At 63.1% G+C, this 26738-nt stretch carries 26 protein-coding genes; 5 read left to right on the forward strand and 21 right to left on the reverse strand.

The features are described 5' to 3' along the window. Positions 1 to 4 precede the first annotated feature (4 nt). From NKJ67_RS07410 to NKJ67_RS07420, 3 genes are read right to left on the reverse strand one after another with little or no spacing between them, the layout of a single operon-like run. Entirely contained in the window at positions 5 to 721 is a 717-nt protein-coding gene (locus tag NKJ67_RS07410) for a FadR/GntR family transcriptional regulator (RefSeq protein WP_013529506.1), read from the reverse strand. Positions 722 to 723: 2 nt separating this feature from the next. Then, entirely contained in the window at positions 724 to 1893 is a 1170-nt protein-coding gene (locus NKJ67_RS07415) for a mandelate racemase/muconate lactonizing enzyme family protein (RefSeq protein ID WP_352580939.1), read from the reverse strand. Between the two features lie 60 nt (positions 1894 to 1953). Next, positions 1954 to 2841 (reverse strand): sugar phosphate isomerase/epimerase family protein, encoded by an 888-nt coding sequence (locus tag NKJ67_RS07420; RefSeq protein ID WP_027037785.1) that lies wholly within the window; start codon positions 2839 to 2841, stop codon positions 1954 to 1956. A gap of 399 nt (positions 2842 to 3240) precedes the next feature. On the opposite strand from NKJ67_RS07420, the gene NKJ67_RS07425 reads away from it, so the two are divergent. The 3 genes from NKJ67_RS07425 to NKJ67_RS07435 all read left to right on the forward strand — a co-directional run bounded on the left by NKJ67_RS07425 (position 3241) and on the right by NKJ67_RS07435 (position 6528). Further along, entirely contained in the window at positions 3241 to 4296 is a 1056-nt protein-coding gene (locus tag NKJ67_RS07425; RefSeq protein WP_127318760.1) for a sugar phosphate isomerase/epimerase family protein, read from the forward strand. A gap of 150 nt (positions 4297 to 4446) precedes the next feature. Then, entirely contained in the window at positions 4447 to 5634 is a 1188-nt protein-coding gene (locus tag NKJ67_RS07430; RefSeq protein WP_127269535.1) for a Gfo/Idh/MocA family protein, read from the forward strand. 39 nt (positions 5635 to 5673) lie between these two features. Next, on the forward strand, positions 5674 to 6528 hold the full coding sequence (locus NKJ67_RS07435; RefSeq protein WP_352580940.1) for a sugar phosphate isomerase/epimerase family protein: 855 nt from the start codon (positions 5674 to 5676) through the stop codon (positions 6526 to 6528). Positions 6529 to 6602: 74 nt separating this feature from the next. Here NKJ67_RS07435 and phnE (NKJ67_RS07440) read toward each other — a convergent pair whose 3' ends face one another. The 12 genes from phnE (NKJ67_RS07440) to phnG all read right to left on the reverse strand — a co-directional run bounded on the left by phnE (NKJ67_RS07440) (position 6603) and on the right by phnG (position 17000). Further along, positions 6603 to 8153: a phosphonate ABC transporter, permease protein PhnE gene (gene phnE, locus NKJ67_RS07440; RefSeq protein WP_127272207.1), complete on the reverse strand. Its 1551-nt coding sequence runs from the start codon at positions 8151 to 8153 to the stop codon at positions 6603 to 6605. A gap of 4 nt (positions 8154 to 8157) precedes the next feature. Continuing rightward, positions 8158 to 9132 (reverse strand): phosphonate ABC transporter, permease protein PhnE, encoded by a 975-nt coding sequence (gene phnE / locus NKJ67_RS07445; RefSeq protein ID WP_127271835.1) that lies wholly within the window; start codon positions 9130 to 9132, stop codon positions 8158 to 8160. A 74-nt stretch (positions 9133 to 9206) separates the two neighbouring features. After that, on the reverse strand, positions 9207 to 10115 hold the full coding sequence (phnD, locus tag NKJ67_RS07450) for a phosphonate ABC transporter substrate-binding protein (protein WP_127321054.1): 909 nt from the start codon (positions 10113 to 10115) through the stop codon (positions 9207 to 9209). An 84-nt stretch (positions 10116 to 10199) separates the two neighbouring features. Then, a complete protein-coding gene (gene phnC, locus NKJ67_RS07455; RefSeq protein WP_127382627.1) occupies positions 10200 to 11057 on the reverse strand; it encodes a phosphonate ABC transporter ATP-binding protein in 858 nt (285 codons plus the stop codon). Positions 11058 to 11369: 312 nt separating this feature from the next. Further along, on the reverse strand, positions 11370 to 11987 hold the full coding sequence (locus NKJ67_RS07460) for a DapH/DapD/GlmU-related protein (protein ID WP_352580941.1): 618 nt from the start codon (positions 11985 to 11987) through the stop codon (positions 11370 to 11372). Continuing rightward, positions 11984 to 12691, reverse strand: coding sequence for a phosphonate C-P lyase system protein PhnL (gene phnL, locus NKJ67_RS07465; RefSeq protein WP_127267987.1), 708 nt, complete (start codon positions 12689 to 12691; stop codon positions 11984 to 11986). The genes NKJ67_RS07460 and phnL overlap by 4 nt, the downstream gene beginning before the upstream one ends. A gap of 37 nt (positions 12692 to 12728) precedes the next feature. Then, positions 12729 to 13505 carry a phosphonate C-P lyase system protein PhnK gene (gene phnK, locus NKJ67_RS07470; RefSeq protein ID WP_352580942.1) on the reverse strand — a complete coding sequence of 259 codons (777 nt, stop codon included), beginning with the start codon at positions 13503 to 13505 and terminating at the stop codon, positions 12729 to 12731. Beyond that, positions 13502 to 14401: an alpha-D-ribose 1-methylphosphonate 5-phosphate C-P-lyase PhnJ gene (locus NKJ67_RS07475; RefSeq protein ID WP_127321058.1), complete on the reverse strand. Its 900-nt coding sequence runs from the start codon at positions 14399 to 14401 to the stop codon at positions 13502 to 13504. Before NKJ67_RS07475 ends, phnK begins: the two co-directional genes overlap by 4 nt. Further along, positions 14398 to 14817, reverse strand: a complete 420-nt coding sequence (fosX, locus tag NKJ67_RS07480; protein ID WP_127267990.1) for a FosX/FosE/FosI family fosfomycin resistance hydrolase — start codon at positions 14815 to 14817, stop codon at positions 14398 to 14400. The genes NKJ67_RS07475 and fosX overlap by 4 nt, the downstream gene beginning before the upstream one ends. Further along, entirely contained in the window at positions 14814 to 15926 is a 1113-nt protein-coding gene (locus NKJ67_RS07485; protein ID WP_128307404.1) for a carbon-phosphorus lyase complex subunit, read from the reverse strand. Before NKJ67_RS07485 ends, fosX begins: the two co-directional genes overlap by 4 nt. A 1-nt stretch (position 15927) precedes the next feature. Next, positions 15928 to 16539 carry a phosphonate C-P lyase system protein PhnH gene (gene phnH / locus NKJ67_RS07490; RefSeq protein WP_352580944.1) on the reverse strand — a complete coding sequence of 204 codons (612 nt, stop codon included), beginning with the start codon at positions 16537 to 16539 and terminating at the stop codon, positions 15928 to 15930. Next, positions 16539 to 17000, reverse strand: a complete 462-nt coding sequence (gene phnG / locus NKJ67_RS07495; RefSeq protein ID WP_127328214.1) for a phosphonate C-P lyase system protein PhnG — start codon at positions 16998 to 17000, stop codon at positions 16539 to 16541. Before phnG ends, phnH begins: the two co-directional genes overlap by 1 nt. 132 nt (positions 17001 to 17132) lie before the next feature. Here phnG and phnF point away from each other — a divergent pair, with 132 nt between their 5' ends. Next, the gene (phnF, locus tag NKJ67_RS07500) at positions 17133 to 17882 is read left to right on the forward strand and encodes a phosphonate metabolism transcriptional regulator PhnF (RefSeq protein ID WP_352581084.1); all 750 of its coding nucleotides are present in this window, start codon (positions 17133 to 17135) and stop codon (positions 17880 to 17882) included. A gap of 77 nt (positions 17883 to 17959) precedes the next feature. Here phnF and NKJ67_RS07505 read toward each other — a convergent pair whose 3' ends face one another. From NKJ67_RS07505 to NKJ67_RS07530, 6 genes are all read right to left on the reverse strand, one after another. Next, the gene (locus tag NKJ67_RS07505; RefSeq protein ID WP_128363481.1) at positions 17960 to 18979 is read right to left on the reverse strand and encodes a zinc-binding alcohol dehydrogenase family protein; all 1020 of its coding nucleotides are present in this window, start codon (positions 18977 to 18979) and stop codon (positions 17960 to 17962) included. Between the two features lie 66 nt (positions 18980 to 19045). Further along, positions 19046 to 20011, reverse strand: coding sequence for an ABC transporter permease (locus NKJ67_RS07510; RefSeq protein ID WP_023812479.1), 966 nt, complete (start codon positions 20009 to 20011; stop codon positions 19046 to 19048). Further along, positions 20008 to 21561 carry a sugar ABC transporter ATP-binding protein gene (locus tag NKJ67_RS07515; RefSeq protein ID WP_352580946.1) on the reverse strand — a complete coding sequence of 518 codons (1554 nt, stop codon included), beginning with the start codon at positions 21559 to 21561 and terminating at the stop codon, positions 20008 to 20010. The genes NKJ67_RS07510 and NKJ67_RS07515 overlap by 4 nt, the downstream gene beginning before the upstream one ends. A gap of 155 nt (positions 21562 to 21716) precedes the next feature. Beyond that, positions 21717 to 22709, reverse strand: a complete 993-nt coding sequence (locus tag NKJ67_RS07520; RefSeq protein WP_127272465.1) for an ABC transporter substrate-binding protein — start codon at positions 22707 to 22709, stop codon at positions 21717 to 21719. Positions 22710 to 23015: 306 nt separating this feature from the next. Next, complete coding sequence (locus NKJ67_RS07525; protein ID WP_352580947.1) at positions 23016 to 24014, reverse strand: aldo/keto reductase; 999 nt, start codon at positions 24012 to 24014, stop codon at positions 23016 to 23018. A gap of 59 nt (positions 24015 to 24073) precedes the next feature. After that, complete coding sequence (locus NKJ67_RS07530) at positions 24074 to 25579, reverse strand: UxaA family hydrolase (RefSeq protein ID WP_352580948.1); 1506 nt, start codon at positions 25577 to 25579, stop codon at positions 24074 to 24076. 226 nt (positions 25580 to 25805) lie between these two features. On the opposite strand from NKJ67_RS07530, the gene NKJ67_RS07535 reads away from it, so the two are divergent. After that, on the forward strand, positions 25806 to 26708 hold the full coding sequence (locus NKJ67_RS07535; protein ID WP_352580949.1) for a GntR family transcriptional regulator: 903 nt from the start codon (positions 25806 to 25808) through the stop codon (positions 26706 to 26708). The last annotated feature ends 30 nt before the right edge of the window (positions 26709 to 26738 follow it).

Below are 26738 nucleotides of genomic sequence, written 5' to 3' on the forward strand. Positions count from 1 at the left end.
TCGGTCAAGCTTTTTCGAGCGCCGGGCTTTGAGGTTCCTCGCCATGGCCCTCGATCAGGCCTTTCCAGTAGCTCTCAGCCCCTTGCAGATGGGCGCTCATCAGCGCCTGGGCGAGATTGCCATCGCGGCGCAGCAGCGCCTCATAGATCTGGATATGCTCGGCATGCGAGCGCACGTTGCGCTCGGGGTCGTTGAAATAGATCGGCAGGCGCTGCTCGCCCATCATGTAGTAGACGCTGCAGACATTGTGGAAGACGCTGTTCTTGGTGGCGCGCACGATCTCGAGGTGGAATTCACGGTCTTCCCTGGCAAGCCCTTCGCCGGCGGCAATGCGCTCTTCCGAAGCTTTCAGTATCTCGCGCAGCCGCTCGAAATTCTCCTCTGTGGCGCGCGAACAGGCAAGTTCGGCCGCCTTGATCTCGTGGATTTTGCGCAGTTCGACCGTTTCGTAGATCTGGATCGGGTCGAGCGGCAGGCCCGCGCGCGCAAAAAGCGCCATGGCCTCCACGCTGGCCTGCTTGGTGTCGATGTAGATGCCGGACTTGGCCCGGCGCTCGACGATGCGCATGGCCTCCAGGATGGCCAGCGCCTCGCGGATCTGGCCGCGGCTGACGGCGAAATGCTCCGCCAGTTCGCGTTCCGAAGGCGTTCGGCCGCTCTCCTTGTCCGAATGGGAGAACAGGTAGGCAGCGAGTTCCGCGAGGAGGTTCTTTTCTTTCATCGTCAACCGCGTTGCGCGTGCGCCTCCAGGAACCGCTCCGAAATGGTGAATCCCAGACCCGGTTTTTCCGGGATCGCTATCATGCCGTCCCTGGCTTCGACAGTCTCTTCGACCAGATCATGGATCATCGGGTTGGCGCCGAGCGAATATTCGACGGTGAAACTCGACGGCGAGGCGGCGCAGACATGCAAGCCTGCGAAAAAACAGGGCGCGCCGGCCCACAAATGCGGTGCAAAGCGCAGATTGAAGGCGCTGGCGATGGTGCCGATCTTCATCGCCTCGCTGATACCGCCGCAGAAGGCGGGATCCGGCTGGAAAATGTCGGCGGCTTTCAGCACCGCGAGATCGCGGAAGGCATAGCGTGTCGCCTCGCTTTCGCCGGTGGCGATCGGGACGGCACCTGACGCCCGCACTTCAGCCATGCCGGGCTTGTCGTCGGCGATGATAGGCTCCTCGAACCAGGCGAGGTCCAGATCGTTGACGAGATGGATGAAGCGCTTGGCTTCGGCCACCGTGTAGGTGCCGTGCGCGTCGACCATCAGTTCGACATCGGGGCCGAGCGCCTGTCGTGCGGCCCGCACGCGGGTGGCGGAAATGTGCGCCGCGCCGTCCATGGCGCCGACCCGCATCTTCAGTGCCTTGAAACCGCCCTTGGCGATATAGGATTTCAACTGCTCGCCGATGGCGTCGGCAGCCGCCCAGCCGCCGGACGCGTAAGCCGGCATGCGATCGAGCTTGCGGCCGCCGAGCAGCCGCCAGACCGGAACGCCAAGCGATTTGCCAAGAATGTCCCACAGCGCGATGTCGACGGCGCTGATGGCGGCGATGCTCATGCCGCGCCGCGCCAGTTGCGGCATGGCGTGGCCGCCGCGCGCGGCGCTGTCGTGGCGCACGCCATTGTAGAGCATCTCCCATATGACGCCGATATCGGCCGGATCGCGACCGATCAGTTGCGGCCCGACCTCATGGTTCAGCATGTGGACGAGTGCACCGTAGCTGCCGGCACTGCCGGCGGCGTTCTTGCCTTCGCCCCAGCCGACCAGCCCGTCATCGGTTTCGATGCGCAGAATGGCGGCGTCGAAGGTCGTCACCTGACCGAAGTCGCTGCGGTGCTGCCGAGCGGCTTCGATCGGAACGCGGATCCACCAGGCTTGGACGGACTTGATACGCATATTCTTCCCCAGCCCCGCCGCCGGTCAGGGCGGAAGGGCGAATTTCCCAGAGGCAGTCGGCTACTTGATCAGCGGCAATAACGTTTCGGCGTTGATGCGCATCTGGTCGGTGTAGAATTTCTCGGTGAGCACGCTGGAGCCGTGGTCCTGGATGAACTTCAGCTGCTCGGGCGAGATGTCGACCGGATTGCGCTCGACCATGTCGGGATAGGGGGCTGCCGGCGTCCGGTCGACGGGCGCGACGAACTCATTGGTCAGCGCGCCGTCGTAGCCGATCTCGCGCAAGGTGGCGACGATCTTCGGCCAGTCGATCTGGCCGAGGCCGGCGGCAAACCGGTTGTTGTCGGCGACGTGGAAGTCGAACAGGCGCTTTCCGACCTGCCGGATCGCGTCATGGACGTTAAATTCTTCCATGTGGATGTGGTAAGCGTCGAGGCACACGCCGCATTCGGGGCTGACCGCGTCAGCCAGCGCCAGTGCCTGGGCGCCGCGATTGAACAGATAGGTCTCGAAGCGGTTGAGGGGTTCGACAGCGATCTTGACGCCGACCTTCTTGGCGTGGGTGAAGCATTCACGGGTGGCGTCGACGACCCACTTCCATTCCTCTTCTTCGGTCCCGTCAGGCACGACCTTGCCGACGGTGGCCGGAACCAGCGTGATGATCTCGCCATCGAGTTCGCTGACCATGGTCAGCACGTCCTTGACATACTGAACGGAACGCTCGCGCTGGCCCTGGTTCCTGGCGGCAAGATTGCGCTCGCCCAGCATCAGGGTCACCGCGCCCCAGCAGCGAATACCATGCTCCTTCAGCAGCGCCCGGGTCTCCTTGGTCTTGTACTGCTCGGGCTCGCCGGAAATCTCGATCGACTCATAGCCGAATTTCTTGATGCGCTTGAGCGTCGTCTCCAAGGGTTCCGCGCGCATCCAGTTGTGCGTCGAAAGATGCATGGTCTGTCCTTCCCAAATCGTCTCTATGGTTCGCCTGCGACATGCATCGCCAAAAGGCGACACAAAGGTTCCTCCCCAAGGCGTTCCCAGCCTTTTTTCGCAAACTGGTTCGACCAATTGGGCCTGAGGCGAGGTCTACAGCAAATTCTCCAGATCGGCAAGAAGCGCTGGGGTGCAACTTTCTCTATGGATTATTTCCTTGATTATATTGAGATATATAGGCCTGCAACAGGTGATTTTGGGGTCTTGATGGCGCATTGCGCGGCTTGACCAAATTTCCACATTTGGTAATACCAGAATGGCGGTGCGTGCAAGCACCCGTTGAGAAAAGACCAAAGTGGCTGGCCCTGCTTCCAATCGGCGCTATGCTCGGTCGAGAGAGAAATGAGAGAGGATGCGATGCCGACGACAATGAAGGGCCCTGGGCTGTTTCTGGCGCAGTTCGCGGGCGACGCCGCGCCGTTCAACTCACTGGCGTCGATCACCAAATGGGCGGCCGGTCTCGGCTACAAGGGCGTGCAGATCCCGACCTGGGACGCGCGGCTGTTCGACCTCAAGAAGGCGGCTTCTTCCAAGGCCTATTGCGATGAGGTGAAGGGCATCTGCGCTGACGCCGGCGTCGAGATCACCGAACTGTCGACGCATCTGCAGGGGCAGTTGGTCGCGGTTCATCCAGCCTATGACGCGCAGATGGATGGCTTTGCGCCGCCGTCGGTGCACAACAATCCCGCAGCCCGGCAGGAGTGGGCTGTCGAGCAGATGAAGTTCGGCGCTAAAGCATCGCGCAATCTGGGCCTGAATGCTTCAGTGTCGTTTACCGGCTCGCTGGCTTTCCCTTACCTCTATCCGTTCCCGCAGCGACCGGCTGGACTCATTGAGGAAGCGTTTGGCGAGCTCGGCAAACGCTGGAAGCCGATCCTCGACGTCTACGAGGACAACGGCGTCGATGTCGGCTATGAAATTCACCCCTCTGAGGACGTGTTCGACGGCGCCACTTTCGAGATGTTCCTCGACGCGGTCGGCGGCCACAAGCGCTGCAATATCAACTACGATCCGTCGCACTTCCTGCTGCAGCAGCTCGACTATCTAGAATTCATCGACATCTATCACGAGCGCATCAAGGCGTTTCACGTCAAGGACGCCGAGTTCAACCCGACCGGCCGGCAAGGCGTCTATTCCGGCTACCAGAGCTGGACCAACCGCGCCGGGCGCTTCCGTTCGCTGGGCGATGGACAGGTGGATTTCGGCGGCATCTTTTCCAAGCTGACGCAGTACAATTATGATTCCTGGGCGGTACTGGAGTGGGAGTGCTGCCTGAAGCATCCGGAGGATGGTGCGGCCGAAGGCGCGCCTTTCATCGAGCACCATATCATCCGGGTGACCGAAAAGGCATTCGACGACTTCGCCGCCGGCACCACCGACAAGAAGATGCTGCGCGCCATGATGGGCATCTAGCGCGGTTTCCCCTCCCCCTCGAGGGGAGGGTGGCCCGAAGGGCCGGGAGGGGTCGGTTCATGCCGAGCTCTGCCTCAACGACCCCACCCGATCCGCTGCGCGGATCGACCTCCCCTCAAGGGGGAGGTGAGCAACAGCGAGGAGCAAGATATGGTCGGCGCATCGAAGTCGGAAACGGGAGGCGGCCCGATCCGCTACGGCATGGTCGGCGGCGGGCAAGGCGCGTTCATCGGCGCGGTGCACCGGATCGCGGCGCGGCTGGACAATGATTTCGTGCTGGTTGCCGGTGCTTTGTCAGCCGACCCGGCCCGTGCCAAGGCCTCGGCCGCCGAACTGGGGCTCGACCCCGCACGCAGCTATGCATCCTATGCCGAGATGGCCAAGGCCGAGGCGAAGCGCCCCGACGGCATCGAGGCAGTGGCCATCGTCACGCCCAACAATGTCCATGTGCCGGCGGCAAAAGCTTTCCTCGAGGCCGGCATCCACGTCATCTGCGACAAGCCGCTGGCGACGACGCTGGCCGAGGCGAAAAAGCTTGCGGCGATCGTCGAGAAGACCGGGAAGGTGTTCGTGCTGACGCACAACTACACCGCCTATCCGATGATCCGGCAAGCACGCGAAATGGTCGCCAAGGGCGTGCTCGGCGACATCCGCATCGTGCAGTCCGAATATCCGCAGGACTGGCTGACTGAGGATTTGGCCGCGACAGGCCAGAAGCAGGCGGCGTGGCGCTCCGACCCCAAGCAGGCAGGCGCCGGCGGCGCGCTGGGCGATATCGGCACGCATGCCTACAACCTCGCCCGCTTCGTCTCGGGGCTGGAACTGGACTCCCTGTCGGCCGATCTCGACGCCTTCGTGCCGGGCCGGCTTCTCGATGACAACGTCAACGTCATGCTGCGCTTCAAGCCTATCGGCAAGACGCATCCGGCCAAGGGCATGATCTGGGCAAGCCAGGTGGCGCCCGGCCACGAGAACGGGCTGAAGCTGCGCATCTATGGCTCCAAGGGTGGGCTGGAATGGGTGCAGGCCGACCCGAACTATCTCTGGTACACGCCGTTCGGCCAGCCGAAGCAATTGATCACCCGCAACGGCGCCGGCGCGCTGCCGGTGGCGGGCCGTGTCAGCCGCGTGCCGTCGGGCCATCCGGAGGGCTATCTCGAAGGTTTCGCCAACATCTACCAGGAGGCCGCGCGGGCGATCCGGGCAGCGCGCCGCAAGGGTGGCAAGCCGCCCAAGGATGTCGTCTTCCCGACCATCCAGGACGGCGTAGAAGGCATGGCCTTCATCGAGGCCTGCGTGAAGTCGTCGAAGAAGAATGGGGCGTGGACGAAGCTCTGAAATAGAGGCGGTCCGGGGGATTCAAGGGGAGGGGCGTCGATGAAAATCGGCATGTGCATGTTCTTATGGACGACGGCCGTGTCGAAGAAACACGAGCCGCTGTTGCGCGACATCAAGGCAACGGGCTTCGATGGCGTCGAGATACCGATCTTCGCCGGCGCGCCGGACGATTATAAAAAACTCGGCGATCTGCTCGACCGCATCGGACTGGAGCGGACCTCGGTTTCGGCCATGGGCGATCCGGCGATGAATTTGATCTCGGCCGACGCGGCGACGCGCAAGGCCGGTGTCGACTATATGAAATGGGCGATCGACTGCGCGCAGGCACTTGGCGCCAGCACACTGAGCGGTCCGCTGCATTCGACGCTCGGGTCGTTTTCCGGCTCCGGACCGACCTCTGCCGAGAAGAAGCGCTCGGTCGCCTCGCAACGCGCGATCGGCGACCATGCCGGCAACAAGGGCGTCACCATCGGCCTCGAGGCGCTCAACCGCTTCGAATGCTATCTCCTCAACACGATGGCGGATTTGTCGGAGCATATCGACGCCATCGACCGGCCGCACATCAAGGCGATGTACGACACCTTCCACGCCAATATCGAGGAGGCCGACCCGATCGGCGCCTACACGAAACACCGCAGGAATGTCGTGCATATCCATATTTCGGAGAATGACCGCGGCGTGCCGGGGCGCGGCAACATTCCCTGGACCGAAACGTTTTCCGCCATCCGCAAGAGCGGCTATGACGACTGGCTGACGATCGAGGCGTTCGGCCGTTCGCTCAAGGATTTGGCGGCGGCGACCAAGGTGTGGCGCGATTTTTCCGAGAGCCCTGAAGCGGTTTATCGGGATGGGTATAAGCATATCAGGAACGGGTGGAAGAGGGCCGGCGCCTGAGACGCGAGCCGAAGGTCGGCGAAGCAAAACCGGTACCACCTTTGCTTCGTCGACCTTCGATTCAGGATCGTGGTCTAAGCCGCCGGCAGCAGGCGGGCGGAGGCGCCCCGCGCGCGCTCGTCGTTGCCGTTTCCGACGGTCCCCATCAGTTTGCGGCGGAGATAGTTGGAGATATTGTCGAAGACAAAAACGACAATCAGGATCAACAGCACCATGTAGAAAACATTGGCCCAGTTGGTGCCGGTGCGCATGGCTTCCCATAATTTCAGACCGATGCCGCCGGCACCGACGGCGCCGATGATTGTCGCCGAGCGGGTGTTCGATTCCCAGAAATAGAGGGATTGGCTAAGGAACACTGGCAGAACCTGAGGCAGCACGCCGTAGCGTTGCACCATTGTTGGTGTGGCGCCCACCGAGCGGATGCCTTCGCGCTGCTTGTCGTCGATGTTTTCCAGCGCCTCGGAATAGAGCTTGCCCAGGGTTCCGGTATCGGTGAAGAAGATCGCCGACATGCCGGCCAGCGGCCCCGGACCAAAGCCGCGGGTGAAGAACAGCGCCCAGATCAGCATGTCGACAGACCGCAGGAAGTCGAAGAAGCGTTTTGTCGCCTGGTTGGTCAACCAGTTCGGCGTGATGTTGCGCGCAGCCAGGAAGGCGAGCGGAAAGGCGACGACCGAGGCCAACACTGTGCCGACAAAAGCCATGACGATGGTTTGCAGAAGCTTCAGCCACACGTCGCCGTGTTGCCACTCGGCATTGTAGAGGATGTTGTCCCAGGCAAGCGCTGCGTTTGACCTCGACGGATCGATGCGTTCTCCGGAGACGATCAATGAAGCGACCTCGCCAAACGATTTTCCCCAGAATGGCGAATTCGTGTCAAACACAAAATTCGCCCAACCAAAAAACCGCCTCCAGGCGATCACCTCGTCATTTTGCACTTCAGCGCGGCCCAAAAATCCGAACGAGACATAGGCTGTCGAACCTGGCTTGCGTTGCTCTATCCAGTCAGGCAGCGGTGTGCGCGGCGTGACAGACCTGTCCTTGGCAATGTCGAAGACGACGCTTTCGGCGCCGCGCGTCACCGTGACAAGATTTGGCGCAATGGCAATCTGGCCGCTGCCAAGGACGACGGTCGCCGCCACCACGGCCTTTTCGCGCACCGTTTTGGGCGCGGCCGGAACTGGTTTGTCTGGCGAGGGGGCCGGATTCTCGGCCGTTGGCGCGCCAGCCGCCATGAACGAACCCTGCGACGACTTGTCGGTCGCGGTCGCCGGTGCCGGTGCGGCGTCGACCCGCCGCTCGACCTCGGCAATCTGCTTGATAACCCAGTCGGGATTTGGATTGGATCCCAGTTTGGAGAAACGAGAGTAGTCGATGGTCAGATAGCCGTCCTTGAATTCGATGTCCGGGCGGATTTCGTAAGACACCCAGTCGGCGAGATAAGCGCCGGCCAGGTTCCAGTTCGCCTTTCCGAGAACGATGCCGATCGAGAAGAACCACGAGCAGTAAAAGGTGTAGAGGATGCATAGAAGGATGCCGAACGGGGCGGCATAGCGCTTCCATAAAGGCCGCTGAAACGCATCGGGATAGCGAGCGGCGATGTCGTTGATGGCGTCGGCGTTCATTGCGTTACTCTCCGCGCCCGTATGCGAACGCCTGCCTGCCGACGAGACGTTGTCTCAGCCATGCCGAAAACTGGTCAACGGCGACAATCGTGCAGAACAGCAGAAACACGATGGCTATGGTCTTGGCCTCATGGCCCCGGCTGATCGAAAGACGCAGGGATTCGCCGATGCCGCCGGCGCCGACGGCACCGAGAATGGTCGAAGCGCGCACATTGATCTCGAAGCGGAGCAGGAAATAGCTCATGAAGTTGGGCAGAACCTGAGGCACCATGCCGAACCACACCCGTTCGACCCAGTTGGCGCCAACGGCCCGCAAGCCTTCGTCAGGCTTCATGTCGGCGTTCTCGACCACTTCGTAGAACATTTTTCCGAGCGCGCCGACGGTGTGGATGCTGACCGCGAGGATCGCTGGAATGGGCCCAAGCGAGAAGATCGCCAGAAAAAAGCCGGCAATGACGATTTCCGGAAAGGCGCGGACAATTTCGAGGAAGCGGCGCGTGGTGAAGCGGAGCCAGCGGCTGGCCGTCACGTTGCTTGCAGCCAGGAAGCAGAGCAGGAAACCGAAGGTGGAGCCGACCAGGGTCGAAAACAGCGCAATGTTCAGGGTCTCGATCATCCGGTAGAAATACTCCGGAATGTAGATGCCTTGGGTCAGGTAGACCCGGCCTTCGGGATAGTCGAATTTGAGGCTGCCATCGTCATAGGGCGACGGCAGGTCGAACAGCGCGCGCACCGGGTCGAACCAGTCGCGCGGCTTCAATTCGACGAAAAAGTCGGCGATGTGGGGAAGGCGGTCGAAGAACTTTCCGGCGTTGGTTTCATTGGCGAACCAGAGCGAGCCCGAGAGCGCAAGTAACAGGAAAACCAGGCCTCCGATCGTGTAGAGGCGCCGGCGAGCGGCGAGGTCGCGCCAGTGCCGCTCGGCTAACGCTCCTTCCGTGGAGAGCGCAGGCGCGCGGTAAATTTCGGTCGCACTCATCGATAGTTCCCCAGCCCGTGACGCGGCAACGCCGCCGGCGGCACTTTGGCCCCGGCGGCGTCGTGCCTTTTGGCTTACGAGCCGATCTTCGCCTTACGAGCGTCGATGATCGCCTGATAGAATTCCGGGGTGACCGGCGAATAGCTCTTGAAGTCGCCGCCTTGCACCGCCGCGAAACAGGCCGGGTCGGTCTGCGGAAGCTTGGTCAGGAAATCGGTGATCTTCTGCTTGGTGTCGGCGTCGAGCGAGGTGCGTATGACCAGCGGGCCGTTCGGGATCAAGGGGGACTGCCACAACTCTACGAGGTCGTCCATCTTGAGGACACCCTTGTCGACCATCTTGCGCAGATTGCCGGAGCTGTAGCCATCCTTGAAGTCGCCGACGCCGGAGGCCCAGGTGGTGCCGGCATCGAAGGTGCCCTTCAGAACTTCAAGGACAAGCTGTTCATGGCCGCCGCCGAAACCGGTCGACGCGAAATAGCTCTTCACATCCATGCCGATGTCTTTGGGCAGCGAGGTGACCGGGACCAGGTAGCCGGAAGTCGAATCGGGATCGGCGAAACCGAGTTTCTTGCCCTTCATGTCAGCGAGTGTCTTGATGCCGGAATCCGCACGGGCGACCATAACCGAATGGTAGCCGGTCGAACCGTCGGTCTGGACCGTCGTCAGGATCGGCTGAACCGCGTCCTTGTTCTCGAGGTAGACCTTGGCGTAGGCGGAAGCGCCGAGTTCGGCATAGTCGAGCGTGCCGCCGAGCAGACCCTGGATGACGCCGTCGTAGTCGGCGGCCGGGAACAGCGAAACTTTCTCGACGCCGAGGACTTGCTTGATGTGGTCGGCGAAGCACTGGTAGTTGCGCAGACGGTCGGCTTCGTTCTCGCCGCCCAGAATGCCGACGCGGAATTCCTTCAGATCCTGTGCCTGGACCGAGCCCATCGCCATGGCCATGATGGAAACGGCACCGAAAAGTATCTTTCTAAACATCTCTTCTCTCTCCTGTTGGTCCCGGCATCGCGCCGGCTGCGTTGGGATATGATGCCCTTGACGCGGGCTGGCGATCCAGGTCGCTCAGTAACCAGGAAAGGCTGGCTCAAGCGGTCCGGCGGATGCGGCGATTTTTTGCTTGATGATGACACTGGTCGAGGTGATGGCCTCGGAGATTTCGCCGCCGCTGCTGTCGGCGCCGTAGACCATGCGCACGGCCTCGCGGTTGAGCTCTTCCGGCGGGCCGTCGAAGACGACCTTGCCGGCAGCCATGCCGATGATACGGTTGCAATAGGTGCGGGCCGTGTCCAGCGTGTGCAGGTTGGTGATCACGGTGATGCCTTCGCGCAAATTGATATCCTGCAGCGAATCCATAACCACCTTGGCGTTGAGCGGATCGAGTGACGCGATCGGCTCGTCGGCGAGGATCACCTTCGGCTGCTGCATCAACGCGCGGGCAATGGCGACGCGCTGCTGCTGGCCACCCGACAAGGTGCCGGCGGCCTGCAGCGCGGTGCGGGCGATATCGAGACGCTCCAGCGCTGCTATCGCCTCGGCTCGTTCCTCGCGGGAGAAGATGCCGAGCAGGTTCGACATGGTGGAGCGGTGGTTCAGCCGGCCGAGAAGCACATTGGTCAGCACGTCGAGGCGCGGCACCAGGTTGAACTGCTGGAAGATCATGGCGCAATCGCGCTGCCAGCGCCGTAGTGGCGAACCGCGCAGCTGGGAGACCTCGGCGCCGTCAAAAAAAATCGACCCCTGGCTGGGATCGATGAGACGGTTGATCATGCGAAGAAGCGTCGATTTGCCGGCGCCCGAACGGCCGATGACGCCAACCATCTGACCATGCGGGATCGCGATGTTGATGTCGCTGACGGCAGTGTTCTTGCCAAATCGTCGGGTGACACCGCGGATTTCGAGCGTGGCGGAATTTGCTGGCATGGGGGCAGGTTCCAGGTCCGGACCATTGATCGTCAGGCTCTCGCCTAGCGCAGCCACATGAACCTGCCGTGTCGCGGTGATGTCAGTTTTGTTACGCTCCACAGGCTGGAGTCTAGTGTCGACCCTGGGTCAGCAGTCGAAGGTGATTTGGAACGCGGGCCTGGCGAGCTGGTGCCATCAAGCGTTCCAGACAAGGGCCGTCATGGCGCCGATGCTGGTGTCGAGAGGCATGTCATGCGGATAGTAGGGGCCGGGGCGGTTTGTGATAATGCCCCGCTGCCCCGCGTCAGTGACCGCCATTCCTGGACGTCGCTATCCACCATATTTCTCTAGGAACGTCTCGGCCTCAAGCTCCCGGAAATCATCCAACGCGGCGCGCAGCCTTGCATGGTCCCAGTCCCACCAGGCGAGCGCCTGGTAGCGTTCGGCCGTGCGGCGATCGAAGCGTTCGCGGATCGGCTTTGCCGGCACGCCGCCGACAATGGTATAGGGCGCGACATCTTTCGAGACCACCGCACCCGCGCCGACCGCGGCGCCATCGCCGACGGCGACGCCGGGCAGGATGGTCGAGCCGTGACCGAGCCAGGTGTCGTGGCCGATGGTGACGCGTTTAGCGCGGCGCTGGGCGAAGAATTCTGTCTCGTGCTCGGCATCGTCCCAGTAGTCCGAGGCGCGATAGGTGAAGTGATGCAGCGTCGGCCGCCAGGTCGGGTGGTTGGTGGCGTTGATGCGAACGCTGGCGGCGATGTTGGCGAATTTGCCTATTGTCGCGCACCAGACGGAGCAGTCCTGCATCATGTAAGAATAGTCGCCGAGTTCGCTTTCCGAGACCCGGCTGCGGTCGGCGATCTCGGTCCAGCGGCCGAGCGTCGAATTCTGTACATCCGCCGTCGGGTGGACCAGCGGCGTCTCGGACAATTTCCCGGTCATGCAGCGATTTTTCCGGACGCGAACGCGGTGACGTCGATGATGCGGTCGGCAACCGCCTCGCGCACGTCGTGGTCATGGAAGATGCCGAGCAGGGCGACATCAGCCGCCTTCTTGGCGGCGATGAGTTCGATCACGACATCGCGGTTCCTGGCGTCGAGCGAAGCGGTCGGTTCGTCGAGCAGCAGGATCGGATGCTCGGTGATGAAGCCGCGCGCGATGTTGACGCGCTGCTGCTCGCCGCCGGAAAAGGTCGCAGGCGGCAAAGCCCAGAGTTTCTCCGGCAGGTTGAGCTGTGCCAGCAAGGCGCGCGCCTTGCCGCGGGCAATCTCGCGATCCTCGCCGCGCTCGACCAGCGGTTCGGCGACGACATCGAGCGCCGAAACGCGCGGCACGGTGCGCAGGAACTGGCTGACATAGCCGATCGTTTGCCGGCGCACCGCAAGCACGGTGCGAGGGCTGGCGGTGGCCAGGTCGATCAGCCCGTCATCATGCGTGACGATGATCTGGCCTTCGTCGACGGCGTAGTTGCCGTAGAGCATCTTCAGGATCGAGCTCTTGCCGGCACCGGACGGGCCGCCGAGCACGGTGCATTCGCCGGCCCTGATCGAGAACGAGACACCGGCGACAACAGGCAGTTTGATGCCGTCACGCAGATGCATGGTGAAGCTCTTGGCAACGCCGGAAACAACGAGCGGGGTTGCCATCAGAAGGTTCTCCAATCGTCAGTCGTTTGCGTCATCGTCAAACCTGCAGAATCGAGGAAACAAGCAATTGCGTGTAAGGCGCGCGCGGGTCGTCGAGCACGCGGTCGGTGAGACCGCTTTCGACGACGCGGCCGTCCTTCATCACCATCATGCGCTGCGACAAAAGCCGCGCCACGGCAAGGTCATGGGTGACGACGATGGCCGCCAGACCAAGATCGGTGACCAGACCGCGCAGCAGGTCGAGCAGGCGCGCCTGGACCGAGACGTCGAGGCCGCCGGTTGGCTCGTCCATGAACACCAGACGCGGGCCGGTGACGAGGTTGCGGGCAATCTGCAGGCGCTGGCGCATGCCGCCGGAAAAGGCGCGGGGCTCGTCGTCGATGCGGTCCTCGTCGATCTCGACGCGCGATAGCCAGTCGACGGCGGTGGCGCGGATCTTGCCGTAGTGGCGGTCGCCGACCGCCATCAGCCGCTCGCCGACATTGGCGCCGGCCGACACCGTCATGCGCAGGCCGTCGGCCGGGTTCTGGTGGACAAACCCCCAGTCGGTGCGCATCAGGAAGCGGCGCTCGGCCTCACTCATGCGGTAGAGCTCGCGGAACTGGGCGTCGCGCATGCGGTAGCTGGCGGTGCCGGAGGAGGGCAATAGCCGCGTCGACAGGCAGTTGAGCAATGTCGTCTTGCCGGAGCCGGACTCGCCGACCACAGCCAGGACTTCGCCCGGCCACAGGTCGAAGGAGACGTTGTCGCAGCCGACGCGCGAGCCGTAGAATTTGGAGAGCGCCGAGACGCGCAGCAGCGGTTCGTCGGTCATTGCGCCGGCTCCATTTTTTCCGAGGCAAGATGGTTTTCTGGAGCAAGGTGGCCGTGATGGCCGTCCGCCCGCCGCTTCTCGCAATGATCCGTGTCGGAGCAGACGAACATGTGGCCTCCATGGTCGTCGAGGATGACCTCGTCGAGATAGACATTCTCGGCCGCGCACAGCGCGCAGGGCTGGTCGAAGGTCTGCACCTCGAACGGATGATCCTCGAAGTCGAGGCTGACCACTTCGGTGAAGGGCGGCACCGCATAGATGCGCTTTTCGCGCCCGGCGCCGAACAGCTGCAGCGCCGGCGAGCGGTGCATCTTGGGATTGTCGAATTTCGGCGTCGGCGACGGGTCCATCACATAGCGGCCCTCGACCTTGACCGGATAGGCATAGGTGGTGGCGATGCGGCCGTGTTTGGCGATGTCCTCGTAAAGTTTCACATGCATGAGGCCGTATTCTTCCAGCGCATGCATTTTCCGCGTTTCGGTCTCGCGTGGCTCGAGGAAGCGCAAGGGTTCCGGGATGGGCACCTGGTAGACCAGCACCTGGCCCGCCGTCAGCGGATGCTCGGGAATGCGGTGACGGGTCTGGATGATGGTGGCGCTGGCGGTGTCGGTCGTCACCGCGACGTTGGCGACCTTCTTGAAGAAGGCGCGGATCGAGACCGCGTTGGTGGTGTCGTCGGCGCCCTGGTCGATCACCTTGAGCACATCGTCTGGGCCGATGATCGAAGCGGTGACCTGGACGCCGCCAGTGCCCCAGCCATAGGGCATCGGCATTTCGCGCGAGGCGAACGGCACCTGATATCCCGGGATGGCGATGCCCTTGAGGATCGCGCGGCGGATCATCCTTTTGGTCTGTTCGTCGAGATAGGCGAAGTTGTAGGTGGCGATGTCGGTCATGATGCGACCTCAAATCCCTTGGCGTAGCGCGCCAGCCGCTCATTGAGCGTGCCCGTGTGCAGTTCGAACATGTGGTTGTCGTCGTCGTAGAAATAGATCGAGCGGCCCTCGCCCTCGACGCGCGGGCGCGGCGGGCGCATGTCGAGGCCGAGCTTGCCGATGCACTCGGCATAGTGGTCGAAATCGGCGTCATCGATCTTGAAGGCGATGTGGTTGTAGCTGCGCTCCGGCAAGGGCTCGCCCTCCATGATGGCGACCCAGATGTCGCCGATCAGGAAGAATTTTTCGCGCGACACCGAGAACTGCTCGGCATCGCTGGCATAGATTTCGCGTGCGTCGAATACGCCCTCGAGGATTTTGGTCATCCGCTCGAGATCGCGGACGATGAAGGTCATGTGGGAAAGCCCTTCGATCATTCCGCGGCCTCCCGCTTCTCTTCGACCTTCACGGGGTTTTGGTGGGCGTCGTGTTCGGCGCGCATGCGGCGCACGAGGTCGAGTTCGGCCTGGAAATCGACATAGTGCGGCAGCTTCAGATGCTCGACGAAGCCGGTCGCCTGGACATTGTCGGAGTGTGAGATGACGAACTCCTCGTCCTGGGCCGCGGCGACGACATCCTCGCCGAGCTCCTTCGCGCGCAGCGCCCGGTCGCAGAGCGCCATCGCCATCGCCTTGCGCTCGCTCTGGCCGAAGACGAGGCCATAGCCGCGGGTGAACTGCGGCGGCGCCTTGGCTGAGCCTTTGAACTGGTTGACCATCTGGCATTCGGTGACACGGACAGTGCCGAGCGGGACAGCGAAGGGCAGTTCGGGAACGTCGAGCTCGAGCTCGACCTCGCCGATGCGGATCTCGCCGACAAAGGGATGGTTGCGGGCATAGCCGCGCTGGGTGGAATAGCCGAGCGCCAGCAAAAACCCCTCATCGCCGCGCGACAGCGCCTGCAGCCGGATGTCGCGCGCCATTGGGAATTCCAGCGGCTCGCGGGTGATGTCGCCGGGGACATGGTCCTGCGGCATGTCGCCATCCGGTTCGATCAAGCCTTCGCGGGCGAGGATGGCCGAAACGCGCGGCATGGCTTGCGCTTCCGTCTCGCGCAGCAAGGGCTCGGCGACCTCGGCCCCCGCGGCAAGCTCGGGATCGAGCAGTCTGTGCGTGTAGTCGAAGGTGGGCCCGAGCAATTGGCCGCCGGGCAGATCCTTGTAGGTCGCCGACACACGTCGCTCGACCAGCATGGTGGCGGTGTCGATCGGCTTGGAGTAGCCGAAGCGTGGCAGCGTGGTGCGATAGGCGCGCACCAGGAAGATCGCCTCGATCATGTCGCCGCGCGCCTGGACGATGGCTAGGGCGGCCAGCTCCCGATCGTAGAGCGAGCCTTCGCTCATCACCCGGTCGACGCCGAGCGCCAGCTGTTCGACGATCTGGTCGAGGCGAAGCGCCGGCACCGAACGGTCGCCGCGCCGGCGGTCGGCAAGCAGGCTGTGGGCGTTGGCGATTGCGGCTTCGCCACCTTTTACCGCGACATACATCTTACGCCTCCATCGTCTTAATGCGCGTCGTGCGCGGCAGGCAGGCAATGCCGCCTGATGTGACGAGGATGATGTCGACGCCACGCGGAAAGCGCTTGATGTTCTGTTTCCACTGCTCGACGAAATGGCGCGGCATCTGTGCCGGCGCGATCGTGGCGCTGGTTTCGATGCCGGGACCTTCGAGCAACAGCGGCGTGCCGGAGACGAGATCGCCGACTTGCAGGATCAACGTGGTCGAACGGTCGGGATAGTCCTGCGTGCCCTGCGAAAAACCATCAAGCGACATCATCTCGGCCGGGGCCGCGATGAAGGCGAAATGCGCATCGGCCGGTGTGTTGGCCACGGGCGCGCCAGTGTGGAACCCAAGCCAGGATCTGATCGCGGCGGAAGCTTGCAGGGCCTGGTCGAGCCAGAGCGGGGTGTCGTTGTCGCACAGCGCCAGTGCGATGGCGCCGGCGGTCGCCGAGAGCGGCGCCATCGGGCGGGCGAAGGCCGGCAGCGGCTGCACGCTGCCCGGCCGAGCCATTGCGTCCATGACGGCGCGGAACACGGTCTGGGCGTCGAAGACCGGATCGGCGAAACCGCCCTCGATCGATTGCGCTGCAATGTCCATCAGTCTTCTCCGCGAACCATGGTGAAGAAATCCACCTTCGTTGCCGCCGTCTCGGCGCGGCGTTTTTCATGCGCTGCGGTCAGAGCCGACCGCAGGGGCGCTATCAGCCCGGTCTCGACCTCATTGCGGCGGGCAGGGTCCTGCCACAGCGCGTCGGCAATGGCCGCCAGCTTCGCCTTCTGCTTGTCGCGGCCAAGCGCATAGCAATGGCCGACCTGACCGGAGGGCAGCCGGACGGTGGCGCGGGTAACGGTCGCCTCGCCGACATTGAAAGGGGCGCCGCCGCCGCCGATGCGGCCGCGCAGGGTGACAAGGCCGGTTTCGGGGCCGCGCAGCAACTCGGCGTCCGAAGGCAGTCCGGCCTCATTCCAGAGCCGTACGATGTCATCGCCGCTGGATTGCGTAAGGGTTGCCATGGCGGCTTTGCGCTCGGCCTGGTCGCGGGCTTCCTGTCCTCGCATCAGCAGCATTCCTCTTTGTCAATTTGTCTATTGATGTAGACAACTATACAAATTATATCTATTATCTAACGCGTGTCCATGACGGGTGGATGACAGCGATAGAAGACTGGGCGCTGGAAGGTTGGGGCAATGATGGTCGGGCGGCTGTTAGCGGACAGCATCGAGCGGCGCAGTGGCGTTTCGCTGTGGCGGCAGATCGCCGACAAGATCCTGCATGCGATCGCCATCGGCGATTTCACGGAGAATGCAGCGCTGCCGCCGGAGGTGGCGCTGGCAGAACGCTATGGCGTCAACCGTCACACGGTGCGCAACGCCATATCAGCCCTTGTAAGGGAAGGCGTGCTGCGGGCCGAGCAGGGGCGCGGCACCTTCGTGCTGTCGCGCAAGCGGCTGTCCTATCCGATCGGGGCGCGCACACGTTTTTCGACAGGGCTGCAAGGGCAAACGACGGAACGGCACATCGTCCTGCTCGCCTCGTCGGTCGAGCCGGCCAGCCAGCGCGTCGCCGAGGGACTGGGTCTTCCCAAGGGAGCCGATGTGATCCGGCTGGAAACGCGCGGCGAAGCCGACGGACGGCCGGTGTCGCGCGCTGCCGGCTGGTTCGAGGCCCGGCGCTTTGCCGGCATCGATGCCGCGATGGCGGAAACAGGGTCGATCACCGCATCGCTGGCGCGTTTCGGCATCGACGACTATCTCCGGCAATCGACCGTGCTGTCGGCGCGCCATGCCGATGCGGCGGACCTTGCCGACCTCGACCTGCAGCCGGGCGCCATCGTGCTGGTCACGGTTGCCGTCAACGTCACGCCGGGCGGCCAGCCGATCCAGTTTTCCGAGTCGCGCTTTCCGGCCGAACGGGTGGAGCTGAAGCTGTCGGCGCTGTAGGGAGTGCCCGGCCCAGCTCGGCCGCATTCACTTGCCAGCGGCGGCGCATTTGAGGACCGGCTTCGCCGTTTGCCATGTTATGATCCGACCTCGATCACAGCCTTGATCAGGCCGGATTTCTCATGTGCCCAACGAGCCAGATCGCGCGGCGTGCCGGCGAGTGTGGTGCGGTGTGTAACGAGCTTGGCCAGGGGAACGGCGCCGTTGCGGATCGAGGCGGCGACGTGATCGAAGTCGGCGCGCAAGGCGTTGCGGCTGCCGATCAGCGTCATCTCGCGCTTGTGGAATTCCGGATCGGAAAAGCTGATGTCGTCCTTGACAACGGAGACCAGTACCAAGGTGCCGCCATGCGCGACATGGGCAAAGGCCGACTGCACCGACTGGGTGTTGCCGGTGGCGTCGAAGACCACATCGAAGCCTTCGCCTGATGTCGCTTGCCTGACCAGATCGGGCACCGCGCCGCGCGAGCCGTCGAGGGTCTGGAAACCAAGCTCATTTGCGGCGAAGGCGAGCCTTTCACTGCTCATGTCGAGCAGCGTCACGTCGAGTTCGGCGATGCGGGCGAAGATGGCGGTGCCGAGCCCGATCGGGCCGGCGCCGATGACCAGCGTGCGGGCGCCGGGGTCGGCGCGGGCGCGCCGCACGGCATGCGCGCCGATGGCCAGGAACTCGACTGCGGCGGCGTCGGCCAGCGACAGGCCGTTGGCCGGATAGAGATTTTGCGCCGGCACCAGGATCTGTTCGCACATGGCGCCGTCGCGATGCACGCCCAGCACCTCGATCCTGACGCAGCAATTGGGCTTGCCGTGCCGGCAGGCGATGCACTTGCCGCAGGAAAGATAGGGGTTGATCACCACGGGCTCACCAACGGCAAGATCGACGCCGTCGCCGGTCTCGACGATCGTTCCCGACACCTCATGGCCCATGATGCGGGGATAGGCGAGGAACGGGTGCTTGCCCTCGAAAATGTGGTAGTCGGTGCCGCAGATGCCGACATGGCTGACCGCCACCAGCGCCCAGCCGGGAGGCGGTGCCTCTGGTGCGGGCCGGTCTTCAAGGACGAGATCGCCGGGCGAACGGCAGAGGACGGCTTTCATGCGCTAATCCAGTCATGAAATCGCCGGCCCGTTGGTGTGGCGGGCCGGCGGTTGATTGCGGGATCGCTACTTGCCGCGGCGGCGCAGGCCGTCGAAGTAGACGATGATGATGATCAGCGCGCCGGTGATGATGCGCTGCCAGAACGAATTGACGTTGAGCAGGTTGGCGCCGTTGTTGATGGTGGCCAGGATGAAGGCGCCGAGCAGCGGCCCATGCACCGAGCCGACGGCGCCGAACAGCGAGGTGCCGCCAATGACGGAAGACGCGATCGCCTGCAGCTCCCAGCCCTCGGCCTGCGTCGGGTTGCCGATGCCGATGCGGGCGGCCAGCAGCACGCCGACAAAGGCGGCGCACAGGCCCGACAGCGTGTAGGCCATGTAGATGGTTCGCTGGACATTGACGCCGGACAGACGCGAAGCCTCGGCGTTGGAGCCGACCGAAAACAGGTATCGGCCCCAGCGGCTGTGGTGGAGGAAGATATAGGCTGGAATGCCGACCAGGATCACCATCCAGAACAGGTTGGGGATGCCGATGAAGGAATTGCGAGAGAAGGCGGTGAAGGTGTCGCTGTTGATGTTGATCGAATTGCCGTTGGTCATCAAAAGGCCGATGCCGCGCAGCGAGGTCAGCGTTGCCAGCGTGATGATGAAGGGCGGCAGGCCCATCTTGACGATGCCGAAGCCGTGGAACATGCCGATGGCGACGCCGACCAGCAGCGTCACCAGAATGGCGAGCCAGATGGGGAAGCCGGCATTGATCATCATGGCCACGACCACCGTGGCGAAACCGACCACGGCGCCGACCGACAGGTCGATGCCGCCGGTGATGATGACGAAGGTCTGGCCGACCGCCATGATGGCGATCATCGAGCCCTGGCGCAAGAGATTGGCCATGTTGTTGGCGGAGGCGAAGCTCGTGGTCGCCACGGAGAGAAGAATCCAGAGCAGAACCAGCAGCGCCAAAAGCGTCAGCCCAAACAGGACGTTGTAGTTGCGCTTCGGTTTTTCGACGGCGATCGCCTCGGTGCTCATATCTGTCCTCCCAGCTTTTCTTGTTTCTCGGCGAGCGCCTGAGTGAGAATATCCTCGTGGCTGGCGGCGTGAAAACCGTGCGTCGCCACCAGTTTGCCGCGCCGGAACACATGCAGCGTGTCGGCGAGTTCATAGACTTCCGGCAGATAGGACGAGATCAGGATGATGCCGGCTCCCTTTGACAAAAGTGCGCTGAACAGGCGGTAGATCTCGGCCTTGGTGCCGACATCGACGCCGACCGTCGGTTCGTCGAAGATGAACAGCTTGGCGCCGTGCGCCAGCCATTTGCCGATGACGATCTTCTGCTGGTTGCCGCCCGACAGGCTGGATGCCAGCGCGCCGCGCGTCGGTGTCTTGATGCGCAGATCGGCGATCTGGCGATCGGCTTGCGTCTTCTCCTGCGTGCTCGAAATCAGCAGATTGTTCGAGATACGCTTGTAGATCGGCAGGTTGAGGTTGAAGCCGACCGGCAGGTTGAGGCAGAGGCCCTGGTCGCGGCGGCTTTCCGGCGCCAGCGCCATGCCGAGCTTGATCGCGTCATGCTCGGAATTGACCTGCACCTCCTTGCCTTCCCAGAGGATCTGGCCGGCGGATTTGCGGTGGCGGCCGTAAAGCGTGGTGACGAACTCGCTGCGTCCGGCGCCGATCAGGCCATAGAGTCCGACGATCTCGCCGGCGCGGACCGTCATCGAGACATTTTCGAAGCCCTTGCCGGACAGGTTCCTCGCCTCGATGAGGGCGGCGCCCGGCGTGAAATGCTCCTTGTGGTAGACCTGCTCGATCGAGCGGTTGATCATCATCTTGACCAGTTCGGCATCGTTGGTCTCGGCGATGTTGCGGGTGCCGACCAGCGTGCCGTCGCGCAGCACGGAAACACGGTCGGCGAGCTCGAACACTTCCTCCATGCGGTGGCTGATGTAGATGATCGTCACGCCTTCGCTCTTCAGCCGGCGGATCAAGGTGAAAAGCTGGTCGGCCTCTTTGCGGGTGAGGTAGGCGGTCGGCTCGTCGAAGATCAGGAATTTGGTGCCGCGCACGGTGGCGCGGGCGGCGGCTATCAACTGCTGCTGGCCGATGGTCAGGTCGCCAAGCGTGACATGCGCCGGCAGGTCGAAGCCGAGGTCGTCGATGATCGTCTGCGCCTGCCTGACCATGGCGCGCTGCTGCAGGATGCCGAAACGCGAATTCTCCTCGCCGAGGAACATGTTGGCGGCGACCGTCAGGTGACGGCACAGCACGACTTCCTGGTGCACGGCATTGATGCCGAGCGCCATCGCCTCGTGCGGCGTCGCCAGGGCGGCCGGCTGGCCCTCCCAGGCGATCTCTCCGGAGGTGCGCGGCATGACGCCGGTCAGAAGCTTGATGAGCGTGGATTTGCCGGCGCCGTTCTCGCCGACGATGGCGTGGATCTCACCGGACTTGAAGGCGAGGTCGACCGGCTTCAGCGCGTGGGTGCCGGGATAGCGCTTCTCCAGCCCGCGCAATTCGAGGATGGTCCGCCCCGGTTCCAGCACAGGGGCCGGATGCAGTTCCTGCGCCGTCGATGTCATGACAATCCTCCCAGATTGGCCTCACGATTGGCACGCGGCGAGACAAGGATATGTCTCGAAAACAGCCTAGCCTACGCTTATGGATTGCCAAGCCGTTTGTGCGGCAGCTTGTCTCCGGGGCGAGGTGCCCCGGAGACCATTGCGGATGCGACGGCTCAGAGCTTCGGATTGAGCAGCGCGTCGATCTTGGGGTCTTTCATGTTGTCCTTGGTCACCAGATTGGCGCCGGTGTCGACATTGGCTTCGACCTTCTCGCCCTTGGAAGCGGCGAGTGCGGTCTTGATGCCGTCATAGCCCATCCGGTACGGATCCTGGACGACGAGGGCGGAAATGACGCCGTCGTTGAGGAACTTGATCAGCTTCTCGTCGCTGTCGAAACCGACCAGCGCCAGCTTGCCGCCAAGGCTGTTTTCCGCGACAGCCTGACCGACGCCCTGCGCCATGATCAGGTTGGAAGCGAAGATGCCCTTGAGGTTCGGGTTGGCGGTGATCAGGTCGGTGGCGATGTTGAGGCCGGTGGTGGCCTGGCCGTCGGCATATTTATCGGCGACCAGCTTGAGGCCCGGATATTTGGCGGCCAGCTGTTCGGTGAAGCCCTGCTTGCGCTGTTCGAGCGAGCCGGCGCCCGGCGCGTTGGTGATCAGGGCGACGTCGCCCTCGATCTTGCCGCCGTTGGCGGCGCCGATGGCGGCTGCGAGGCCGTCGGCAGCGACGCGGCCGCCCTGGACGTTGTCGGTGGTCAGGAACGAGGTGAAGGCCTTGGAGTCGGCGCCGGAGTCGATGCCGATGACCTTGACCTTGGCAGCGGCTTCATCGATCGGCTTGCCAAGCGCCTTGAACTCGGTCGGCGCAATGACGATCGCCGCCGGGTTGCTGGCAACGGCGTTCTCGAGGATCGAGACCTGGCCGTTGACGTCGGTTTCAGCCTGGGCACCGAGTTCCGGCACGTTGACGCCGAGATCCTTGCCGGCCTTGCGGGCGCCGGCCAGAACGATCTGCCAGTAGAACGACGTGGTGTCCTTGACGATGATCGGAATGGTGACGTCCGCCGCCGAAACCGGCGCCGAATGCATGACGCCGGCGAGCATCGAAGCTGCTGCCAGCGCCATGACGGCGCGGCGGTTGAGAATGCTGGTCACGAATTTCATGAGGTTTCCTCCCTAAGTCGCCCGGTGAACGATACGGAAGCTCCGTCCGGATAGGCGTGATCCAAAACAGAACTTTATCAATAAAAAACAATTGCCATGTTTTGATAATGCATCGAACAGATCGATGCAAGCGCTGTTTGATCAGTCCTTGCGAGGCCTGGCAGAGGCAAATCCACCGCGCTGCTCCCCATTGGCGCCGTCGCACTTCCGTTCCGTTCCGGGAACGTATGGAATATTAATTCCATCATTTCGTCAATATAGAATGTCCATTCCTTCGTGTGACCGCAAGAACAAGAATATGGAGTTTCACACCATCTCCTGCACCAGCGTGTGGGGACGATATCTCGCGTATTCCGTCTCCGGCACGTCGATGTCGAGCAGTTGGAGGTTGCGCGTCAGGTTCGCCAGCTTGGCGGTGCCGGTCAGCACGGTGGCGACGGCAGGTTCATGCAAGGGGAATTGGAACGCTGCGGCGGCGAGCGGATAGCCACCCTCGGCGGCGATCCTTTCCATTGCGCCGACGCGGTCGAGCACGTCATGGCTGGCAGGGCGGTAGTCGAAATGTGCGCCTTGCACCGGCCCGGTCGCCAGGATACCGGAGTTGAACACGCCGCCAATGACCAAGGAGGTCTGCCGCGCCCGGCATAGGGGCAGCAACTCCGCTTCGGCGCTGCGGTCGAGCAAGGAATAGCGGCTGGCGAGCAGGATGCAGTCGAGCGGCGCCTCGCGCATCACGTCCAGACAGATCTGCACTTCGTTGACGCCAAGCCCATAGGCGGAAATGACGCCGGACCGTTTCAGCTCTTCAAGTGCCTTGAGGCCGCCGTCCATCAGGTCGCGAAAGTGCAGCTTGGTCTTCTCGACACCATGGGTGTAGGCGCCGATGTCGTGGACAAACAGGATGTCTATCCTGTTTAGGCCAAGCCGCGCATAGCTGAACTCGACCGACCGCATGATGCCGTCATAGGAATAGTCGTAGTCGAGCGCGAAGGGCAGCGGATCGACATAGGAGTGATCGGGAACCTGATCGTCCGGCACCGGGCGGAACAGCCGGCCGACCTTGGTCGACAGCACATAGGAATCGCGCGGCTTGTAGCGCAGGAAGTCGCCGAAGCGGCGCTCCGACAGGCCGAAACCGTAGAAGGGTGCGGTGTCGAAATAGCGCAGGCCGGCATCCCAGGCGCCCTGCAGCGTCTCCATCGCCGCTTCGCGCGAACAGGCGCGGTAAAGGCCGCCAAGTGCAGCGCCGCCGAAGCTGACCTCGGTGACTTCCAGCGCTGTCTGGCCGATGCGGCGTCTTTCCATGCACAACCTCCCCGTTGCCCGCCGCTGACCGGCGCGCAGTCTACTTATATCAGTAAAATCTAAAGTGTTGCGCCCAGATGCCAGGGCACGAACTCGTTGTCGCCGTAGCCGAAGTCCTCGCTCTTGGTCTTGCGGCCGGAAGCCGTCTCGACGATCAGTTCGAAGATCTCGCGGCCCATGCCGGCGATGGTCTTTTCACCCGAGGCGATGACGCCGCAATTGACGTCCATGTCCTCTTCCATCTGGTGGTACATGGTGGAGTTGGTGGCGACCTTGATCGACGGCGTCGGGCGGCAGCCGAAGCATGAGCCGCGGCCGGTGGTGAAGACGATGACGTTGGCGCCGCCCGCCACCTGGCCGGTCGCCGAAACCGGGTCGTAGCCGGGCGTGTCCATGAACACGAGGCCGCTGCCAGTGACTTTTTCGGCGTAGCCGAAGACGCCGTTGAGGGGCGTCTGACCGCCCTTGGCGACCGCGCCGAGCGACTTCTCCAGGATGGTGGTGAGACCGCCGCGCTTGTTGCCGGGCGAGGGGTTGTTGTCGATCGAGGCGCCATGCTTGGCGACGTGGTCCTCCCACCATTTCACGAAACCGTCGAGCTTCTGCGCGATCTCCGGCGTTGCCGCGCGGTAGGCAAGCAGATGCTCGGCGCCGTAGATCTCCGTGGTCTCGGAGAGGATGCCGATGCCGCCGACGCCAGCCAGGATATCGACAGCCGCGCCCAGCGCCGGATTGGCCGTGATGCCCGACATGCCGTCCGAGCCGCCGCATTGCAGGCCGACGACGATCTCGCTGACCGGGATCGGCTCACGCTTCAGCTGGCCGACTTCCTCGGCGATCTCGGCCAGCACGCCCATCGCTTTTTCGACCGATTTGCGCGATCCGCCGGCGTCCTGGATGTTGAAATGGCGTTTGCCCGCAGCGACGCCCTTCTGGCCGTATAGGGTGAGCTGGTTGACTTCGCAGCCGAGGCCGACCATCAGCACGCCGCCGAAATTCGGGTGGCGGGCGTAGCCGGCGAGTGTACGGTGCAGCACCATCATGCCGTCGCCGGTGCCGCTCATACCGCAGCCCTGGCCGTGCACGATCGGCACGAAACCGTCGATGCCGGGATAGTTAGGCAAAAGCGTGCGGTTGGCGGTGTCGGCGATGGAATGGCAGACGGTGGCCGAGCAATTGACGCTGGCGACGATGCCGATGAAGTTGCGCGTGCCGGCGCGGCCATCGGCGCGGCGATAGCCCATGAAGGTGCGGGCGCGATCGGTCTCCGTCGCGTGCTCGGCCTCGCTCGGCGGCACGACCGGCAAGCGGCCTGATTCGAAAACCAGATTGTGCGAATGAACGTGCTCGCCCGCTGCAATATCCTGTGTCGCTCGACCGATCGCTTGGGCGTATTTCACCACGGCCTCGCCGGCGGCGATCGGCTTGATCGCCACCTTGTGGCCGGGCTCGATCAGCGCACTGGCGACGGCACCGCCCGGCAGCGCGGTGCCAATCTCGATGCGGCCGTTGGCGACGGCGACATTGTCGGCAGGGGACAGGAGAATGCAGTTGGAGGCGTTCACGGGCGGTTTCCTGGGTGATCCTGGGTTGCGCGGACGGATTGACACGCGTCTGTTTAGAGATAATGTCTTTTATCGTGAAAAAACAGTTTTGCGTCAATTGTTTTTTCGTGGGGAGTTCCGCATGTCTGGGTTGTTCCGGGAAGCAATTTCGCTTCTCAGGGCCATGGGAACGTCATATTGCGCTTCAAACCGGCCGCCGCAAGCGACGGCGTGCAACGGGTCAGGGATGTCGAAGAGCAACAACGTCTACAAGGATGCCTACAACCGCTGCCTGCGGCTGCTCGACGAAACGCGCAGCCTGCCTTCGGAGCCGGAACTGGGCACCTTGCTTGGCGTCAGCCGTACGACCGTCCGCACCATTCTTGCGCGCATGGAAGAGACAGGGCTGATCGCCTGGGACAAGCGCGCCAAGACGGTGCTGCGCGAAGCGCGTCCGGACGATTTTTTCCCCGAAGAAGAGACCGACACGCTGGCCGAGATCATCGAACGGTCGTTCATGCGCAGGCTGCTCGCCGGCGGCGCCGAAGCCGGCATGCAGATCAACGAACTCGAACTGGCGCGTGAGATCGGCGTCGGCACCACCAGCGTGCGCGAGTTCCTGATCCGCTTCTCCCGCTTCGGCCTGATCGAGAAGCGCCGCAACAGCCATTGGGTGCTGAAGGGCTTTACCCGCGCCTTCGCGCTGGAGCTGACCGAAATCCGCGAGATGTTCGAACTGCGCTCGGCGGCCGCCTTTGCCGCTCTACCGCAGGACAGCGCGGTCTGGACCGATCTCGACCGCCTGGAAGACGAGCATCGCCAGTTGGCAGGCGACATAGCCGCCCGCTTCACCGAGTTCTCCGAACTCGACGAGCGCTTCCACCGGCTCATCCACCGGGCGTCGCGCAACCGCTTCATCGTCGATTTCTACGATGTCATCGCCATGATCTTCCACTATCATTACCAGTGGAACAAGGCGCAGGAACGCGAGCGCAACGAAGTCGCCATCGGTGAGCATCTGGTCTACATAGAGGCGCTGAAATCACGCGATCTCGGCAAGGTCGACGCCGCTTGCCGCAAGCACCTGAAGTCGGCGCGCCAGACATTGCTGACCTCGATCCCGGAGAGCCGGTCGCTGCAAAAATCCTGAGTCGCATCGCGGCTCGGAGTCTCGTTTCAT

The sequence above is a fragment of the Mesorhizobium sp. M0088 genome, from assembly GCF_040322895.1.
Taxonomy (GTDB): Bacteria; Pseudomonadota; Alphaproteobacteria; order Rhizobiales; family Rhizobiaceae; genus Mesorhizobium.

What these genes read in the sequence shown, in the direction of transcription:
- NKJ67_RS07410 (WP_013529506.1), bottom strand. Translation starts at nt 721, where the DNA reads ATGAAAGAAAAGAACCTCCTCGCGGAACTCGCTGCCTACCTGTTCTCC.
- NKJ67_RS07415 (WP_352580939.1), bottom strand. Translation starts at nt 1,893, where the DNA reads ATGCGTATCAAGTCCGTCCAAGCCTGGTGGATCCGCGTTCCGATCGAA.
- NKJ67_RS07420 (WP_027037785.1), bottom strand. Translation starts at nt 2,841, where the DNA reads ATGCATCTTTCGACGCACAACTGGATGCGCGCGGAACCCTTGGAGACG.
- NKJ67_RS07425 (WP_127318760.1), top strand. Translation starts at nt 3,241, where the DNA reads ATGCCGACGACAATGAAGGGCCCTGGGCTGTTTCTGGCGCAGTTCGCG.
- NKJ67_RS07430 (WP_127269535.1), top strand. Translation starts at nt 4,447, where the DNA reads ATGGTCGGCGCATCGAAGTCGGAAACGGGAGGCGGCCCGATCCGCTAC.
- NKJ67_RS07435 (WP_352580940.1), top strand. Translation starts at nt 5,674, where the DNA reads ATGAAAATCGGCATGTGCATGTTCTTATGGACGACGGCCGTGTCGAAG.
- phnE (WP_127272207.1), bottom strand. Translation starts at nt 8,153, where the DNA reads ATGAACGCCGACGCCATCAACGACATCGCCGCTCGCTATCCCGATGCG.
- phnE (WP_127271835.1), bottom strand. Translation starts at nt 9,132, where the DNA reads ATGAGTGCGACCGAAATTTACCGCGCGCCTGCGCTCTCCACGGAAGGA.
- phnD (WP_127321054.1), bottom strand. Translation starts at nt 10,115, where the DNA reads ATGTTTAGAAAGATACTTTTCGGTGCCGTTTCCATCATGGCCATGGCG.
- phnC (WP_127382627.1), bottom strand. Translation starts at nt 11,057, where the DNA reads ATGCCAGCAAATTCCGCCACGCTCGAAATCCGCGGTGTCACCCGACGA.
- NKJ67_RS07460 (WP_352580941.1), bottom strand. Translation starts at nt 11,987, where the DNA reads ATGACCGGGAAATTGTCCGAGACGCCGCTGGTCCACCCGACGGCGGAT.
- phnL (WP_127267987.1), bottom strand. Translation starts at nt 12,691, where the DNA reads ATGGCAACCCCGCTCGTTGTTTCCGGCGTTGCCAAGAGCTTCACCATG.
- phnK (WP_352580942.1), bottom strand. Translation starts at nt 13,505, where the DNA reads ATGACCGACGAACCGCTGCTGCGCGTCTCGGCGCTCTCCAAATTCTAC.
- NKJ67_RS07475 (WP_127321058.1), bottom strand. Translation starts at nt 14,401, where the DNA reads ATGACCGACATCGCCACCTACAACTTCGCCTATCTCGACGAACAGACC.
- fosX (WP_127267990.1), bottom strand. Translation starts at nt 14,817, where the DNA reads ATGATCGAAGGGCTTTCCCACATGACCTTCATCGTCCGCGATCTCGAG.
- NKJ67_RS07485 (WP_128307404.1), bottom strand. Translation starts at nt 15,926, where the DNA reads ATGTATGTCGCGGTAAAAGGTGGCGAAGCCGCAATCGCCAACGCCCAC.
- phnH (WP_352580944.1), bottom strand. Translation starts at nt 16,539, where the DNA reads ATGGACATTGCAGCGCAATCGATCGAGGGCGGTTTCGCCGATCCGGTC.
- phnG (WP_127328214.1), bottom strand. Translation starts at nt 17,000, where the DNA reads ATGCGAGGACAGGAAGCCCGCGACCAGGCCGAGCGCAAAGCCGCCATG.
- phnF (WP_352581084.1), top strand. Translation starts at nt 17,133, where the DNA reads ATGGTCGGGCGGCTGTTAGCGGACAGCATCGAGCGGCGCAGTGGCGTT.
- NKJ67_RS07505 (WP_128363481.1), bottom strand. Translation starts at nt 18,979, where the DNA reads ATGAAAGCCGTCCTCTGCCGTTCGCCCGGCGATCTCGTCCTTGAAGAC.
- NKJ67_RS07510 (WP_023812479.1), bottom strand. Translation starts at nt 20,011, where the DNA reads ATGAGCACCGAGGCGATCGCCGTCGAAAAACCGAAGCGCAACTACAAC.
- NKJ67_RS07515 (WP_352580946.1), bottom strand. Translation starts at nt 21,561, where the DNA reads ATGACATCGACGGCGCAGGAACTGCATCCGGCCCCTGTGCTGGAACCG.
- NKJ67_RS07520 (WP_127272465.1), bottom strand. Translation starts at nt 22,709, where the DNA reads ATGAAATTCGTGACCAGCATTCTCAACCGCCGCGCCGTCATGGCGCTG.
- NKJ67_RS07525 (WP_352580947.1), bottom strand. Translation starts at nt 24,014, where the DNA reads ATGGAAAGACGCCGCATCGGCCAGACAGCGCTGGAAGTCACCGAGGTC.
- NKJ67_RS07535 (WP_352580949.1), top strand. Translation starts at nt 25,806, where the DNA reads ATGTCGAAGAGCAACAACGTCTACAAGGATGCCTACAACCGCTGCCTG.